At 33.8% G+C, this 15,461-nt stretch carries 15 protein-coding genes; 8 read left to right on the top strand and 7 right to left on the bottom strand.

What is annotated here, in order from left to right; genetic code table 11:
• Positions 1-10 precede the first annotated feature (10 nt).
• Entirely contained in the window at positions 11-1,399 is a 1,389-nt protein-coding gene (gene glmM, locus K8V80_RS03315; RefSeq protein WP_276775439.1) for a phosphoglucosamine mutase, read from the top strand.
• Positions 1,400-1,483: 84 nt separating this feature from the next.
• On the opposite strand, the gene K8V80_RS03310 is transcribed toward glmM, so the two are convergent.
• Complete coding sequence (locus tag K8V80_RS03310) at positions 1,484-2,704, bottom strand: S-adenosylmethionine:tRNA ribosyltransferase-isomerase (protein ID WP_276775463.1); 1,221 nt, start codon at positions 2,702-2,704, stop codon at positions 1,484-1,486.
• A 91-nt stretch (positions 2,705-2,795) separates the two neighbouring features.
• Between K8V80_RS03310 and K8V80_RS03305 the strand changes: the two genes are divergently transcribed.
• Complete coding sequence (locus K8V80_RS03305) at positions 2,796-3,842, top strand: DUF2027 domain-containing protein (protein ID WP_276775438.1); 1,047 nt, start codon at positions 2,796-2,798, stop codon at positions 3,840-3,842.
• 339 nt (positions 3,843-4,181) lie between these two features.
• Here the strand turns inward: K8V80_RS03305 and K8V80_RS03300 are convergent, their stop codons facing one another.
• The 3 genes from K8V80_RS03300 to hemW all read right to left on the bottom strand — a co-directional run bounded on the left by K8V80_RS03300 (position 4,182) and on the right by hemW (position 6,343).
• Positions 4,182-4,784, bottom strand: a complete 603-nt coding sequence (locus K8V80_RS03300; RefSeq protein WP_006743492.1) for a lysine exporter LysO family protein — start codon at positions 4,782-4,784, stop codon at positions 4,182-4,184.
• A 3-nt stretch (positions 4,785-4,787) separates the two neighbouring features.
• On the bottom strand, positions 4,788-5,084 hold the full coding sequence (locus K8V80_RS03295; protein ID WP_006743491.1) for a LysO family transporter: 297 nt from the start codon (positions 5,082-5,084) through the stop codon (positions 4,788-4,790).
• A 128-nt stretch (positions 5,085-5,212) separates the two neighbouring features.
• Positions 5,213-6,343 (bottom strand): radical SAM family heme chaperone HemW, encoded by a 1,131-nt coding sequence (gene hemW / locus K8V80_RS03290; RefSeq protein ID WP_006743490.1) that lies wholly within the window; start codon positions 6,341-6,343, stop codon positions 5,213-5,215.
• Between the two features lie 241 nt (positions 6,344-6,584).
• On the opposite strand from hemW, the gene K8V80_RS03285 reads away from it, so the two are divergent.
• The 3 genes from K8V80_RS03285 (at position 6,585) to K8V80_RS03275 (ending at position 11,258) form a co-directional block, all read left to right on the top strand.
• Positions 6,585-8,741 carry an elongation factor G gene (locus K8V80_RS03285; protein WP_006743489.1) on the top strand — a complete coding sequence of 719 codons (2,157 nt, stop codon included), beginning with the start codon at positions 6,585-6,587 and terminating at the stop codon, positions 8,739-8,741.
• A gap of 265 nt (positions 8,742-9,006) precedes the next feature.
• On the top strand, positions 9,007-10,554 hold the full coding sequence (locus K8V80_RS03280; RefSeq protein WP_006743488.1) for a sensor histidine kinase: 1,548 nt from the start codon (positions 9,007-9,009) through the stop codon (positions 10,552-10,554).
• Positions 10,555-10,559: 5 nt separating this feature from the next.
• Positions 10,560-11,258, top strand: coding sequence for a response regulator transcription factor (locus K8V80_RS03275; RefSeq protein WP_006743487.1), 699 nt, complete (start codon positions 10,560-10,562; stop codon positions 11,256-11,258).
• 80 nt (positions 11,259-11,338) lie between these two features.
• Here the strand turns inward: K8V80_RS03275 and K8V80_RS03270 are convergent, their stop codons facing one another.
• On the bottom strand, positions 11,339-11,515 hold the full coding sequence (locus tag K8V80_RS03270) for a hypothetical protein (protein ID WP_006743486.1): 177 nt from the start codon (positions 11,513-11,515) through the stop codon (positions 11,339-11,341).
• A gap of 129 nt (positions 11,516-11,644) precedes the next feature.
• Positions 11,645-12,103 (bottom strand): MarR family winged helix-turn-helix transcriptional regulator, encoded by a 459-nt coding sequence (locus tag K8V80_RS03265; RefSeq protein WP_276775431.1) that lies wholly within the window; start codon positions 12,101-12,103, stop codon positions 11,645-11,647.
• A gap of 165 nt (positions 12,104-12,268) precedes the next feature.
• Here K8V80_RS03265 and rpsF point away from each other — a divergent pair, with 165 nt between their 5' ends.
• Genes rpsF through rplI form a run of 3 tightly spaced genes read left to right on the top strand, consistent with a single transcriptional unit; the run spans position 12,269 to position 13,353 of the window.
• Positions 12,269-12,616 carry a 30S ribosomal protein S6 gene (gene rpsF / locus K8V80_RS03260; RefSeq protein ID WP_006743484.1) on the top strand — a complete coding sequence of 116 codons (348 nt, stop codon included), beginning with the start codon at positions 12,269-12,271 and terminating at the stop codon, positions 12,614-12,616.
• Between the two features lie 2 nt (positions 12,617-12,618).
• Positions 12,619-12,891 (top strand): 30S ribosomal protein S18, encoded by a 273-nt coding sequence (rpsR, locus tag K8V80_RS03255; protein WP_006743483.1) that lies wholly within the window; start codon positions 12,619-12,621, stop codon positions 12,889-12,891.
• Between the two features lie 18 nt (positions 12,892-12,909).
• Positions 12,910-13,353 carry a 50S ribosomal protein L9 gene (gene rplI / locus K8V80_RS03250; protein ID WP_006743482.1) on the top strand — a complete coding sequence of 148 codons (444 nt, stop codon included), beginning with the start codon at positions 12,910-12,912 and terminating at the stop codon, positions 13,351-13,353.
• A gap of 356 nt (positions 13,354-13,709) precedes the next feature.
• Here rplI and K8V80_RS03245 read toward each other — a convergent pair whose 3' ends face one another.
• A complete protein-coding gene (locus K8V80_RS03245) occupies positions 13,710-15,161 on the bottom strand; it encodes an IS1182 family transposase (protein WP_276775427.1) in 1,452 nt (483 codons plus the stop codon).
• Positions 15,162-15,461: the final 300 nt, after the last annotated feature.

Genomic DNA, 15,461 nt, shown 5'->3' with positions numbered 1-15,461 from the left:
TAATGATACTATGACGCTAATAAAATCGATTTCAGGTATCCGCGGAACTATAGGCGGAAGAGTAGGTGATGGATTAAATCCTCTAGATATCGTAAAGTTTACTTCAGCTTACGCTACATTTATAAGAAGAACTACTAAAGTTAAGGGTAATAAGATAGTTGTCGGTCGTGATGCACGTATTTCTGGCGATATGGTAAGAGATATTGTTGCAGGTACTCTTATGGGTATGGGCTGGGATGTAATAGATCTAGGATTGGCTACCACTCCTACAACAGAGTTGGCTGTTGCTATGGAACAAGCAAATGGAGGTATTATATTAACTGCTTCTCATAATCCAAAGCAATGGAATGCTCTTAAATTACTAAATGAGAGAGGTGAATTTTTAAATGCAGAAGAAGGTAATGAAATCTTAACTATTGCTGAAGCTGAAGACTTTGAATATGTTGATGTAGATGCAATAGGTAAATACCATAAAGATTCGTCCTATAATCAAAAACACATACTCAATGTTCTAGGTCTTGACTTAGTTGACGTTGAGGCTATCAGAAAAGCTAATTTTAAAGTAGCTATTGATTGTGTAAACTCTGTAGGTGGAATTATTCTTCCAGACTTATTGGCACAATTGGGTGTACAACATGTAGAAAAACTATATTGTGAACCTACTGGTGAATTTGCTCATAATCCAGAACCTTTAGAAAAGAACTTAGGGGATATTATGTCTCTTATGAAAAAGGGTGAGGCAGATGTTGCTTTTGTTGTTGACCCAGATGTAGACCGATTAGCTATGATTTGTGAAGATGGTTCTATGTATGGTGAAGAATATACTCTTGTTACAATTGCTGATTATGTGTTGAAACACACTCCTGGTAATACTGTATCTAATTTGAGCTCTACACGCGCACTTCGTGATGTAACACAAAAGCATGGCATGAAGCATTATGCAGCTGCAGTTGGCGAAGTAAATGTAGTAAGCAAAATGAAAGAAGTGAATGCTGTGATTGGTGGTGAGGGTAACGGTGGTGTTATTTATCCAGAAAGTCACTATGGTCGTGATGCTCTAGTAGGGATTGCTTTATTCTTAAGTCATATGGCTCATGAAGGCAAAACTGCAAGTGAACTTAGAGCATCTTATCCTTCTTATTTTATTGCTAAAAACAAGGTTGATTTAACTCCCGAGATTGATGTTGATGCTATTCTCAATAAAGTGAAAGAGATTTATAAAGATGAGCAAATAAATGACATTGATGGTGTGAAGATTGATTTTGCTGATAAGTGGGTACATTTGCGCAAAAGTAATACTGAACCTATTATCAGAGTATATAGTGAAGCTAAATCTATGGAAGCAGCAGATGCTATAGGACATGAAATAATGAAAGTTATAAAAGACTTATCTAAATGATTTTCTGATATATATATATGATAATAAAAAAGGAGCTCAATTGAGCTCCTTTTTTATTATCTGTTGTTAAACTAGAAATCTATCTTAGGGGATTAATAGAGAAGAGTCTCCATAACTCAAAAACCTAAAGTTATGATCTAGTGCAAAGTGATAAATAGACTTCCAATCTCCTTTTACAAAAGCCGAGACAAGTAAAAGTAAAGTACTTTGAGGTTGATGAAAATTAGTTATCATTTTCTTTACAATTTTATACTCATAGCTTGGGGCAATCATGATTTGCGTACTTGTATGCAATATATCTAAATGATGTCTATCTAAGTAGTTCACTATTTCTTGTAAAGATTCTGTCGCTGTTAGGTTTGACTTCACATCATAGGGTTGCCATTGCTGGACATGCATTTCCTCTTCAGAAATATCTGGATTGTTTTTTATAGACACTCCTATATGGTATAGACTTTCTAATGTTCTTACCGATGTAGTACCTACAGCTACAACTTGTCCTCCATGATTGATAATATCTTTAATTGTTGATTTGCGAACTGCAATATATTCTGTGTGCATATCATGATCTGCAATCTCATCACTTTTGACGGGCTTAAAGGTCCCTGCACCAACGTGTAAGGTTACTTCATCCATATCTACTCCTTTTTTGTGAAGTTGCTCTAGTACTTCAGGGGTAAAGTGTAATCCTGCGGTTGGAGCAGCCACAGAGCCTTTTATTTTTGAATATACAGTTTGATATGTTTTCTTGTCGTTTTCTTCTGTATCTCTATTTAAGTAGGGAGGAATAGGTAGTTCGCCAAAGACGTCTAAAATATCAGCAAAGGTTATGGCATCATTGTTCCAAGAGAAATGGATGCAATGGCTTGTACCCATGGTTTCTCCTCTTTCCGCACAAAGCTCTATAATTTGTCCTTTAATCTCTAAATCTCTTTTTAAAATACCAGTTTTCCATTTTTTTGCATTACCAATCATGCATAACCAGCTACATTCTTTGGTTTGTTGGAAGTTCAGATTATAATCATGTGGTTGGTGGGGTTCCAAACAAAACACTTCAATAGTAGCACCTGTCTCTTTCTTAAAATAAAGACGGGCTTGAATAACTCTCGTGTTATTGAATATAACGAGTTCATGCTCATCTAAAAAAGAAGGGAGGTTGGAGAATATACTTTCTTCTATTTTCCCTTTGTTGTATACAAGTAGTTTAGATTGATCTCTATGTGCTAATGGATATTTAGCAATTCTTTCGTCAGGTAAAGGATAGTTGAAATCTTTTATCTGTATGTGTTTTGGACTTTCTTTCATCATTTTACTTACTTACTCGGCAAAAGTAACGATATTTGTTGAACTAGAGAATAGTTTGTATTTTAGATTATAGAATTTAAACTTAACAAAGATGAAGATAGGTGATAAAGTTCGCTTCCTCAATGAAGTAGGAGGGGGTGTGATATCTGGTTTTCAAGGTAAAGATACTGTTTTGGTGCAAGACGAAGATGGTTTTGATATTCCTTTATTGAGATCAGAATGTGTTGTTGTTGAAACAGATAATTATAATTTGCAGGTTACCCCTGAAGAAGCTCAAAAAGAGAAGGCTTCAGCAGATAGTAATCGTGATGAGGCTTTAGATTCTCCTATTCTTGAAACAAAAGAGGGTGAGCAACTTAATGTTTATTTAGCTTTTGTTCCACAGGATATCAAGAATATTTCTACAACTTCTTTTGATGCTTTTTTGGTAAACGATAGTAATTATTTTCTTTACTATACATACTCCAATCAGACTATAAATAATAAATGGTCTTCGCGTTCTCATGATTTAGTAGCTCCCAATACAAAGTTGTATTTAGAAACATTTACGAAGGACGTTTTAAATGAACTTGATACAGTTCGTGTACAGCTTATTTCATTTAAGCATGATCGTAATTTTGAGATGAAATCTCCGATTGATGTTGAACAAAGAATTGATGTTGTGAAGTTTTATAAACTTCATAGTTTTAAAGATTCAGAGTTTTTTGATGAGCCTGCTCTTGTTTATGATATTATAGTAAAGGATGAGGTCAGAAAAACAATTCAAATTGATCCAAAAGTTTTAAAAGAAGGCTTATTGTCTAAACCTGAATTTAGAAGACCTAAATCAGAGCCTCTTGTAAAAAAGAGAAAAAATGAAGTTATCGAGATCGATTTACACATTGATGAGCTGATAGACTCTACTATCGGTCTTGATAATAAAGCGATGCTAGAGTGTCAGTTGAAAGAATTCAGAAAGGTGATGAATGAAAATATTCAGCACAAGAATCAAAAGATTGTATTTATTCATGGTAAAGGCGAAGGTGTTTTGCGTAAAGCCATTATTGATGAGTTAAAAAAACATTATAGACACTGTACTTATCAAGATGCCTCATTCCAAGAATATGGTTTTGGAGCAACTATGATTACTATACATTAAATTTTAATTCCAATTCTAATTAATTAATAAATGGACCTATCCAAATTTGGATAGGTCTATTTGTATTCTGATATGAGGGCTTTTATCTATAAAAGATCAGAATCTTAGTGTTATCATAACACCGATATGAAGATGCGATGACACCGACATGTCATTATCATGTCGGTGTCATCGTGAATCTATTATTTTATCAAAAAGCATTTTTATTTGATAGATATGGTAGATATTGGCTTGATAAAGTGAAATTTGTAAGAGCCTCTACTCTTATAATAAGAAAGAAAAAGGGATTGACTTTTTCAGACAATCCCTTTTTATATTCTTGTTATTCCTGCTTTCAAATTAGAACGAACACAATATCGTAACTAAGAACACTACACTCATATCAAGTAATAGACCATGAAATATACACAATACGGTATATTCTTTTCCTACAACTTTTGTTACACTAGGCAAAGTTGTATCTAGTGTTGTTGCACCGCCAGCTGCTATAGGAGCAAAGGTTCCAAAGTACTTATAAAAAATTGGAGCACCCATAAGGGCTACAATTTCACGAATAATGTTTGATAATAATGCAATGGTGGCTAAATCAGCTCCTTTTTTTTCGCCAATCAAAACACTAGATAGTGAATAATATCCAAAACCTGATCCCACAGCCATACACTCAGTAATAGAGTGTTCGCTGAATAAGAATCCAATAACTGCAGTTCCTAGTAATGTTCCACAAATAGTCATCAATGGAAGTAGAAGTAGTCTTGGGTTTAGGCTTCGCAGACTTCTTAATATTTTAGGATCGCTACTTATTGTTATACCAATACAAAACATTAGGGCACAAAGTGCATAAAGACTAACGTTGTATTCAAGGATAAAACTGGGAGTTAACCCTTTCATCCCTAGAAATGTACCTAAAATAAAGAATACAATAATAATTAAACTTCCTTTCATTCCTTAGATTTTATTTCTCTTACTTAAAAGGCGCCATAGCACCCACGAAAAAAAGATACTCCCAGAAATTGCTCCTACAGTTATGAGCATTGCTTCCATGCCAATTATTGGTAGTTTTGCTACTACCGTCTCATCAGTTCCCACTTTTACACCTAAACAGAATAGAAGAGTCCAGATTAAAATTGTAATTATTTTTCCAATTTTATTCATATCTCTACCTTTTACGATGTAGCCTACTACTAAGCCGGAAATTAACGAACCAATAATGGCTAGAATAATCATTAATTCTCCCTTTGACATAGCTATTTTAAATTTTCTGCAAAGATATGTATTTTATTGAGTCAAAAGAAGCAAGTATAGATAAGTTTTTTATTTTAACTATACTTATAGTCGAATCTGTTTAAGTGTGTTAATACATAGGAAGTTAGCTATTCAATAAATAGTAAATCACTCATGATTCCATCAGAGATAAAGACGCCTTTTTTGGTAAGTTTCAGATTGTTATTTTTTAGCTCTAAATTCCCTGAATTTATATGTTTTTTTGCCAGTTTTAGTATGTAATTGTAATAGGTCTCTCCAAACTTAGTTTGAAGGGTTTCCAAAGACAAGCCCCACATAGTACGCAATGAGGTAATGATGTAGTCATTATATTGAGTTGTAATGTCTAGATTTTCTACTTCTTGATTCAGGTTGTTTGCTTTTATTTGAATCATGTATTGATGTAGGGAAGATACGTTCCATGCGCGTGTAAGTCCATTATAAGAGTGAGCTGAGGGTCCACAACCTAAATACTTTTTCCCTGTCCAATAGGATGTGTTATGTTGAGCTATTTTACCTGGTTTTGCAAAATTAGATATCTCATAGTGTATAAATCCGTTTTTTGTAAGAATATTTATTAATTTAGTAAAAGATTGTAAGCTAAAATCTTCATCTACTTCTTGAATGAAACCCTCTATTAATTTCTTATATAAAAGTGTGCCTTTTTCATAAATTAAATGGTAGGCAGAGATGTGTTCTACATTTAAATCGATTGCTCTTTGAATATCATTTTCCCACTCACTCATGGTTTCATAGGGTAAACCATACATTAAATCAATACTAATGTTCTTAAATCCATGTTCTCTCGCATCTTTAACAGCTTGTATGGCTTGGTCGGAAGTATGTCTTCTGTTTAGCTTTTTTAACATAGAGTTTTGAAAAGTCTGAATGCCTATACTTAATCTATTAATAGGAAGGGTTCTTAGCATACTTAAATAGTTTGGGGTTAGGTCATCGGGGTTGCCTTCCATAGTTATCTCCTGAACATTACTTATATCGTAGTATTTTTTTATTGTATTAAATATCTTTTCAAGTTCGGCATGAGATAACTGAGAGGGTGTACCTCCCCCCAAGTAGATGGTTTCGATAGGTTCGTTTCCTAAATAATCTTTTCTTAATTCTAGTTCTTTACATAATGCATTAATATAGGGTGAAGTCAATTGCGATTCTGTGGTAGAGTAGAAGTCACAATAAATGCATCGAGTCTTACAAAAGGGGATGTGTATATATATTCCAGCCATAGTATGTACTATTTTAAATAAAAGTTACGACACTTAAGAGTAACGTTATGTATGTATTTTTTTATCTTTTCTATCAAAAGATATTCTTTTTTAATAGAACAAAGATAAACATTCTTTTTTTTTGCTTTTTATGTTACATAACACGGAATGAAAATTGTTTTAAATGTATAATATTTTTAAGTTGCATAAGCATCATTTAAGGTGATGTAAACCACCATGTTAATCTAAAATTTGAATCATTATGAAAACGTATCAAACAAATGAAATCAAGAACATTGCCCTCTTGGGCAGTTCTAGGTCTGGCAAAACTACCTTAGTCGAAGCAATGCTCTTTGAAAGTGGTCTGCTAAAGCGTAGAGGTACTGTAGAAGAAAACACTACTGCTAGTGATTATTTTCCAGTGGAGCATGAGTACGGTTATTCAGTATTTACTTCACTATTTGGTATAGAATGGAATAACAAAAAACTGAATGTTATTGATTGTCCAGGTGCAGATGATTTTATCGGGGGTGTAGTAACCGCATTGAATGTAACAGATACAGCAATTGTATTAATTAATGGACAGTATGGCGTTGAAGTAGGAACGCAAAACCACTTTAGATATACTGAAAAATTAAATAAGCCTGTTATATTTTTAGTTAATCAGCTCGATCATGAGAAATGTGATTATGATCAAATTTTAGAACAACTAAGTGATTCTTATGGAAGTAATGTTGTACCCGTACAATATCCTATAGAAACAGGGCCAAACTTCAATTCTATAATTGATGTTTTGGTTATGAAAAAATATACATGGGGTCCTGAAGGGGGTAAACCTACTATTGAAGATATTCCTGAGTCTGAGCTTGAAAAAGCCCAAGGATTAAATAAGGCTTTGATTGAAGCTGCTGCAGAGAATGATGAAGGTTTGATGGAGAAATACTTTGAACAAGATTCATTGTCTGAAGATGAAATGCGTGAAGGAATACGGAAAGGGTTAGTTGCAAGAGGAATATTCCCTGTTTTCTGTGTTTGTGCAGGAAAAGATATGGGCGTACGTCGCTTTATGGAATTCCTGACAAACGTAGTTCCGTTCGTTTCTGAGATGCCCAAAGTTGAAACAGTTGATGGTGAAGCTGTAGAACCTTGTGGTAAGGGTTCTGAATCTCTTTACTTCTTTAAAACTAGTGTAGAACCCCATATTGGTGAGGTATCCTATTTTAAAGTAATGAGTGGTACTGTTCATGAAGGCGATGAGCTTTTTAATGTAAAAAAAGGGTCGAAAGAACGTATGGCTCAGTTATATGTTGCCAATGGCGCAGAAAGAACTAAAGTCGATAGCTTTCAAGCTGGCGATATTGGAGCTACTGTTAAATTAAAAGATGTCCGCACTGGAGACACTTTAAATAGTAAAGATTGTCATTATAAATTTGACTTTATAAAATATCCAAGTCCTAAATACTCCCGAGCAATAAGTGCTGTAAATACAGGAGATACCGAAAAAATGATGGAGGCTATCTCTAGTATGCAAGAAGAAGATCCCACATGGGTTGTGATTCAGTCTAAAGAGTTACGCCAAATTGTAGTATATGGGCAAGGAGAATTTCATCTACGTACTTTAAAGTGGCGCTTAGAACACAATGATAAGATACCAGTTGAGTTTAGTGAGACTCGTATTCCTTATAGAGAAACTATTACTAAAACAGCAAAAGCAAATTATCGACACAAAAAGCAATCAGGAGGTGCGGGACAGTTTGGTGAAGTATCTTTAATTATAGAGCCTTATAAAGAAGGTAGTGAAATCCCTTCTATGTATAAACTAGACGGACAAGAAATTAAAATTAGTGTTCGTGGAGTCGAAGAAGTAAAATTAGATTGGGGAGGAAAACTAGTTGTGGTAAATAGTATCGTAGGTGGTGCTATTGATGCAAGGTTTATTCCCGCTATCCAAAAAGGGATAATGGAGAGAATGGAGCGTGGACCATTAACACGTTCTTATGCTAGAGATGTCCGTGTCATTATATATGATGGAAAAATGCACCCAGTCGATTCCAATGAAGTCTCCTTTATGTTAGCAGGTAGGCATGCCTTTAGTGAAGCTTTTCGTAATGCAGGTCCTAAAATATTGGAACCAATATATAAAGTAGAAGTATTTGTTCCTGCTAACTATATGGGTGATGTAATGAGTGATTTGCAAGGAAGAAGAGGTATAATTATGGGTATGAGTAGCGAAAAAGGATATGAAAAAATAGAGGCTATGGTTCCTCTAAAAGAAATGTCTTCCTATTCTACAGCACTTAGTTCCTTGACGGGTGGTAGGGCTTCTTTCATTATGAAATATGCTAATTACGAATTATTACCAGCTGATATTCAAGAAAAACTGATTAAAGAGTTTGAAACAAAACAGTCTAATGAGTAATCAAAATATACCTTTTAGTTAAAAATAGCCCTAATTGTTAATAGCGATTAGGGCTATTTAAATTCATATTTAGAATGAATACTCTAGTATAGAACTCGTTATTAAGTTAATTTTTTACTAAATTTGCAAACTAAAACGTACTTTACTTTGTTATATTCAAGAGAATAATGAATTAAAGCCATAAATAGGTCTTGACGTTAATAAATACACGTTAATATGCTAATTAACATAGAATGTTAATTAGGTTATGTTAAATTAAGGTTTTATGAAAAAATCAACAATCTGGATATTGGGCATAGTTATGGGCTTGTCTTTCCTCAGTTTAATCTATATGCAGGTTCGATATATAGAGGAGATGGTTCGCATGCGTAATGAACAGTTTGATGGATCGGTAAAAAGGAGTCTATATAGTGTTTCTAAGCATGCAGAATTAGCCGAGACGGAACGCTGGATATTAAAAGATATTTACGATTCAGAGCGAAGAGATTATATTGAATCGGCTGCAAGAGGGAATGATATAACAAGACAATCACAGCGCATCACAATAACAAGCCCTGATGGAAGTACCTTTTCTACCTTTGAAGTACAATCTATGACCAGAATAGATAGTGGAAATGTCAAGATAGATGTACCCAATAAGGTGAACGCTAAGTCAATCCCCCAAACATCACGTTCTTTGGCGGAAATGCTTAAAAATAGGTATATCTACCAAAGGGCCTCTGTAGATGAAGTTGTTAGGCAGTTATTGTATAAGGCTAGTGAAGAGAGTGTGGGCGATCGAATAGATTTCCAACAGCTCGATAACTATATAAAGTCGGAACTACTAAATAATGGAATTACTCTTCTCTATCATTTTAAAGTACTAGATAGAAGTGGAAATGAAATTTATAGATGTTCTGATTATGAAGATAAGGGAAGTGATAATTCATATACTCAACCTTTGTTTCCGAATGATCTCCCAGCTAAAATGAGCTTTATTAAAGTGCATTTCCCAGCTAAGCGAGATTATATTTATGATTCAGTAAACTTCGTGGTTCCTTCAATGGTATTTACGTCTGTTTTATTGATGACTTTTATATTTACGATCATTATTATTTTCCGTCAAAAGAAACTTACAGAGATGAAAAATGATTTTGTGAATAATATGACTCATGAGTTTAAAACTCCAATATCAACCATATCATTAGCAGCTCAAATGCTAAAAGACCCAGCAGTAGGAAAATCTCCAACTATGTTTAATCATATATCAGGGGTTATTAATGATGAAACAAAGCGATTGAGATTCCAAGTAGAAAAGGTGTTGCAGATGTCTATGTTTGATAGGCAAAAGGCTACCCTGAAAATGAAAGAGCTGGATGCTAATGATTTGATATCGGGTGTTGTGCATACTTTTGCTTTGAAGGTAGAGCAGAATAATGGAAAGATAGAATCTTTCTTAGATGCAGAACACGCTACGATTTTTGTTGATGAAATGCATATAACAAACGTTGTCTTTAACTTGATGGATAATGCTGTGAAGTATAAGAAACCCGAGAAAGAGTTGGTTTTGACAGTGCGTACATGGAATGCCTCTGATAAACTAATGATATCTATTGAAGATAACGGTATCGGTATAAAACGAGAGAATTTGAAGAAAGTCTTTGAGAAATTTTATCGCGTGCATACAGGTAATCTGCACGACGTTAAAGGCTTTGGTTTAGGTTTAGCCTATGTGAAAAAAATTATTGAAGATCATCACGGAACCATTAAGGTGGAAAGTGATATTGATGTAGGAACGAAATTTATTATAGCATTACCTTTATTAAAAAAATAATTGATATGGACGAAAAACTGCGTATTTTATTGTGTGAAGATGATGAGAATCTAGGCATGTTGTTAAGAGAATACTTACAAGCCAAAGGTTATGCCGCAGATCTTTTCCCTGATGGAGAAGAAGGTTACAAAGCATTCTTGAAAAATAAGTACGATCTGTGTGTATTTGATGTGATGATGCCTAAAAAGGACGGATTTACATTAGCACAAGAAGTTCGTGCTGTGAATGCAGAAATTCCTATTATCTTTTTAACAGCTAAGACTCTTAAGGATGATATCCTAGAAGGATTTAAGATTGGTGCTGATGATTATATCACCAAGCCATTTAGTATGGAAGAGCTTACATTCAGAATTGAAGCTATCCTTAGAAGAGTTAGAGGCAAAAAGAACAAGGAAAAGAATGTTTATAAGATTGGTAAATTTATATTTGATACCCAAAAGCAAGTGTTGACAATGGGTGAAGACCAAACCAAACTTACAACTAAAGAATCAGAATTGTTGAGTCTATTATGTGCTCATGCAAATGAAATTCTTCAAAGAGACTTTGCTCTTAAAACAATTTGGATTGATGATAATTATTTCAATGCTCGTAGTATGGATGTATATATCACTAAACTACGTAAACATTTGAAACCAGATCCAGAAGTTGAAATTATTAATATTCACGGAAAAGGTTATAAATTAATTACTCCTAGTGAAGAGTAACTTCTGATATACAAATTAAAAAAGCGAGTGTTATAACACTCGCTTTTTTAATTTCTTCTTAAACTATACTTGTTGTTGAATTAGTCAACAATCTTTTTATTGATAATAATATAAGCTATAAAACCAATAATGATTAAAGATATAGAACTACCAAGGATAGTATTGTTGTCTAGGTTGTGAGTTATTGCACTACCTACAAGAATACCTACACCAATAAGTATAATAAGTATTCCTAAGTTTTTTAATAAGCCTTTCATTTGCGTGTGATTTATGTAGATTATTTATATTCTATCACAAATTAAAGCATTATTATCTAATCCTAAAAATAATTGTTCATAAAACACTCTTATTTTTACTGTTATACACGGCTTCTTTTCAATTTTACGTTAGATGTCTTTTATTTCCGTTGTATTTCTGAAGATTTGCTTCATAACTACCTGACAGATTTCTAGTTCCTCTGCTGATATACCTTCCAAAGCTTCATTTAAAGTTTGAATAGTAATCTGATGTGCAGATTGCTCTAAATCTTTACCAGTTTTAGTCAAGTAAATAAGATTTGTCCTCCTATCTTGTTCTTGAGATATGCGAACTACTAAGTGTTGGCGCTCCATATTGTCGAGTAATCTCGTCATGCTGGGTTTGTCTTTGAACGTAGCATCGCATAAATCTTGCTGTTTGACACCGTCTTTCTCCCATAAATAAATGAGGACAGTCCACTGTTCGGGCGTAATATCTAGCCCGTTCTTCTTAAAATTTCTATAAAGCTTGCGATATATCGCAGCCGACACTTTGCCGTTTAATATGGCAAAGATTAGTCTAATGTCGAATTCAAATTGATCAGTCATCCTAAATATTTGTTTAAACAACTTATTACACAAAGATAAATTTCTTAACTTGGAAAACCTAGTTAAAAAAGGTAGAAATTTAATGAAACCTTTTGCGTGAGAAGTTATAATAACTATCTTTGCACCGCAATAAAAGATTTTTTATTAAATAATTTTTAAGTAAGTATGAATCAATACGAAACCGTTTTCATTTTAACTCCCGTTTTATCTGATGTTCAGATGAAGGAAGCGGTAGAGAAATTCAAAGATGTTCTTCAAGCTGAAGGTGCTGAGATCGTCAATGAAGAAAATTGGGGCCTAAAAAAATTGGCTTATCCTATCCAAAAAAAATCAACTGGTTTCTATCAGTTGTTAGAGTTTAACGCAGATCCTGCTGTTATCGAAAAATTGGAAGTAAGTTTCCGTCGTGACGAACGTGTTATCCGTTTCCTTACATTTAAGATGGACAAATACGCTGCAGAATACGCTGCTAAGAGAAGAAATATTAAATCATCTAAAAAGGAGGGTAAATAATTATGGCACAGAAAAGTCAATCAGAAATCAGATACTTAACTCCACCTTCAGTAGACGTTAAAAAGAAGAAATATTGCCGTTTCAAAAAGAATGGTATTAAGTACATCGATTACAAGGATCCTGAATTCTTGAAGAAATTCTTAAACGAGCAAGGTAAGATTCTTCCTCGTCGTATTACTGGTACTTCATTGAAGTTCCAACGCAGAGTTGCACAAGCAGTGAAGAGAGCGCGTCACTTAGCGTTACTCCCATACGTAACTGATATGATGAAATAATTAAGGAGGAAAATTAGTATGCAAGTAATTTTAAAAGAAGACGTTAATAACTTAGGATATAAAGGTGACATCATAGATGTTAAACCAGGTTACGCTCGTAACTTTTTAATCCCAACAGGTCAAGCTATAATCGCTACTCCTGCTGCGAAAAAAATGTTAGATGAAGAACTTAAGCAACGTGCGCACAAACTTGAAAAGATCAAGAATGATGCATTAGCACTAGCTGAAAGCCTTGAAGGTGTATCTTTGACTATTGCTACTAAAGTAAGTGCAACAGGTACAATCTTTGGTTCTGTAACTAACATTCAAATTGCAGAAGAACTAGAAAAACTAGGCAAACAAGTTGATAGAAAACTTATCGTAGTAAAAGACAGTGTAAAAGAAGTTGGTCACTACGTAGCTATCGCTAAATTACACAAGGAAGTTTCTGTTGAAATTCCTTTCGAAGTAGTTGCTGAATAATATAGTTTTCTACAAAGAGAAAAATAGAAAGAAGAGGAGTTCGCTCCTCTTTTTTTGTTTTCCTATTCTAACAGAAGATAAAGGGTTGTCTAATAGAGAGAACTCTTTTTTTTATTGATAGCTGATAGGGACAACTAGTAATATGATAAAAAAGCCTATCCAATTCATTTGAGGGCACTGAAAAAGTCTCCGTTTTAGATGGGTACTAACAAAAGAATAATCTGGTAAAAGAAAATATTTTCTTTTACCAGATTTTCTTTTAAAAGCTCACGGATTGTTTTTGGGACACAAAACAGTCTTTTATTTAGGCTATAATAGGTTCTATTTACGATAAAAAAGCACTACTCCTTAGTAAATCACATATTCAATTTGAGTATTCGCTTTAAATTCACAACGAAAATAGCCATCGCTCCTTGCATTTGCATATTTTTAATGCCATAGGAAGAGGCTCTGCCATATCCGTGTACATTTTTCAGTTCACTATTCTTAGCTTCAACTTTATATCTGTGTTTTGACTTCTCTCTAAAGTAATCTGATTCCTGAAAAGTCATTTGATCTCTGTGCTCATCAGATTTAATGGTTACAGCATAAGTTTTAGACTTTGCCCCAGGCTTATAACAACCATCTTTAAGAGCACAAGTTTTACATTTTTCAATATCAAAAAGGTATGTATAAGTTTGATTTTTACCACTGTTCTTTTTCCCTTGACGTGCTTTTCTAATAGCTAAGTGACCAGCTGGGCATACGAACATTCCTGCATCCTTATTGTAGTCAAACTTATCTTCTTGCTTCCTATGACCTTGAGTAATCCCTGGATTCAATTTGGCAACAACTTTTATACCATGTTCATTTGCTAATTTTAAATTTTCCTTTCCTGAATATGCGGTATCACCAATAATTGTGTTGACTTGAATTCCATTTTGCTTGCTTATCTTTAATAATTCTGGAAGCTGGGGACCATCTCCCTTTTCTGCTGAGGTGATGGTTGCTGCCGTAATAATTCGTTCTTCTGTTATGGCTATATGAGTTTTGAATCCAAAGAATGAGGAGTCAGAACTTTTATGACCTGTCCGTGCATCAGTATCTTTAGATAACGTATAATGATCTTTTGTGTCTTCAATTGCTTCTTTTAATAGATTGAGCTTCTCCTTAACCTTGGGCAATGAGCTCAATGCAAGATCTGATCCTATTTCCTTTTCAAGCTTATCACAATAATCAAGTTCACTTGATAAATCATTGTTTTCATTCTTTGGGGGTAAACTTCCTTGCTTTACTTGATTTACGGAATAAACGACCTTACGAACTTGTTTAGCTCGTTCTTTAAGAACATCTATTGGTGAGATTGGATTGGAGCGGGAAAGTGTATGGGTAGCGTCTACAATAATGGACTTAGATTGAATAATACCTTTTTCAATAGCTATGGAAACAGTCTTGCTTATCAATAAATTGAGTAGGTCTATATCTTTTAAACGAAGCTTCCTAAATTTAGTAAGCCAGCTGGGATTGATAACTTCATCCTCTGGAGTCATTTCTAGAAAGTATTTAAAGGACATATCATAACCAGAGCGTTCTACTACATCGACATCAGAGATATTATAGATAGTTTTGAGTAGTAAGTATTTGAACATACGGATGGGACTTTCCGCATTTCTACCATTATTATGGCAATACTTTTCGACTAGCTCATCATAAACAAAAGTAAAATCGATTAGCTCATTTATTTTACGAAGTAAATTGTCTTTAGGAATTACTAAATCGTACAAATCTGAATATGAGCTTAGCTGAAGTTTTTGTTGTTGTACTAACATATAAGTGCTTGAATATTACACTTAAAGATACAAAAAAACAGCAGATAACTGGTAATCAAACCAATGTATTTGCTATTTTTTTTAAGACTTAATTCATAAGGACTTTTTCAGTGCCCTCAACAGTTTTTGATAAGGCCTTTCTTGTATTCTGCCTATTCTTTTGACACCGATATGTCATCATTATGTCGGTGTCATCGTTTCATCATGTCGGTGTCATGATGAAATGATGACTCTATACAAAAGATGTATTTGGGTTGCCTTCAAGTGTGTATAACACTCTATTTTAAAGAAAAATAGCTT

Origin of the sequence: Bacteroides coprosuis (assembly GCF_020741705.1) — a bacterium.
In the GTDB taxonomy this organism is placed as follows: Bacteria; Bacteroidota; Bacteroidia; order Bacteroidales; family Bacteroidaceae; genus Bacteroides_E; species Bacteroides_E coprosuis.
The sequence above is the reverse complement of the archived record's forward strand: the minus strand, read 5'-3'. Positions and strand labels throughout refer to the sequence as shown.

Coding starts and splice junctions, on each gene's coding strand:
- glmM (WP_276775439.1), top strand. CDS start 11: ATGACGCTAATAAAATCGATTTCAGGTATCCGCGGAACTATAGGCGGA.
- K8V80_RS03310 (WP_276775463.1), bottom strand. CDS start 2,704: ATGAAAGAAAGTCCAAAACACATACAGATAAAAGATTTCAACTATCCT.
- K8V80_RS03305 (WP_276775438.1), top strand. CDS start 2,796: ATGAAGATAGGTGATAAAGTTCGCTTCCTCAATGAAGTAGGAGGGGGT.
- K8V80_RS03300 (WP_006743492.1), bottom strand. CDS start 4,784: ATGAAAGGAAGTTTAATTATTATTGTATTCTTTATTTTAGGTACATTT.
- K8V80_RS03295 (WP_006743491.1), bottom strand. CDS start 5,084: ATGTCAAAGGGAGAATTAATGATTATTCTAGCCATTATTGGTTCGTTA.
- hemW (WP_006743490.1), bottom strand. CDS start 6,343: ATGGCTGGAATATATATACACATCCCCTTTTGTAAGACTCGATGCATT.
- K8V80_RS03285 (WP_006743489.1), top strand. CDS start 6,585: ATGAAAACGTATCAAACAAATGAAATCAAGAACATTGCCCTCTTGGGC.
- K8V80_RS03280 (WP_006743488.1), top strand. CDS start 9,007: ATGAAAAAATCAACAATCTGGATATTGGGCATAGTTATGGGCTTGTCT.
- K8V80_RS03275 (WP_006743487.1), top strand. CDS start 10,560: ATGGACGAAAAACTGCGTATTTTATTGTGTGAAGATGATGAGAATCTA.
- K8V80_RS03270 (WP_006743486.1), bottom strand. CDS start 11,515: ATGAAAGGCTTATTAAAAAACTTAGGAATACTTATTATACTTATTGGT.
- K8V80_RS03265 (WP_276775431.1), bottom strand. CDS start 12,103: ATGACTGATCAATTTGAATTCGACATTAGACTAATCTTTGCCATATTA.
- rpsF (WP_006743484.1), top strand. CDS start 12,269: ATGAATCAATACGAAACCGTTTTCATTTTAACTCCCGTTTTATCTGAT.
- rpsR (WP_006743483.1), top strand. CDS start 12,619: ATGGCACAGAAAAGTCAATCAGAAATCAGATACTTAACTCCACCTTCA.
- rplI (WP_006743482.1), top strand. CDS start 12,910: ATGCAAGTAATTTTAAAAGAAGACGTTAATAACTTAGGATATAAAGGT.
- K8V80_RS03245 (WP_276775427.1), bottom strand. CDS start 15,161: ATGTTAGTACAACAACAAAAACTTCAGCTAAGCTCATATTCAGATTTG.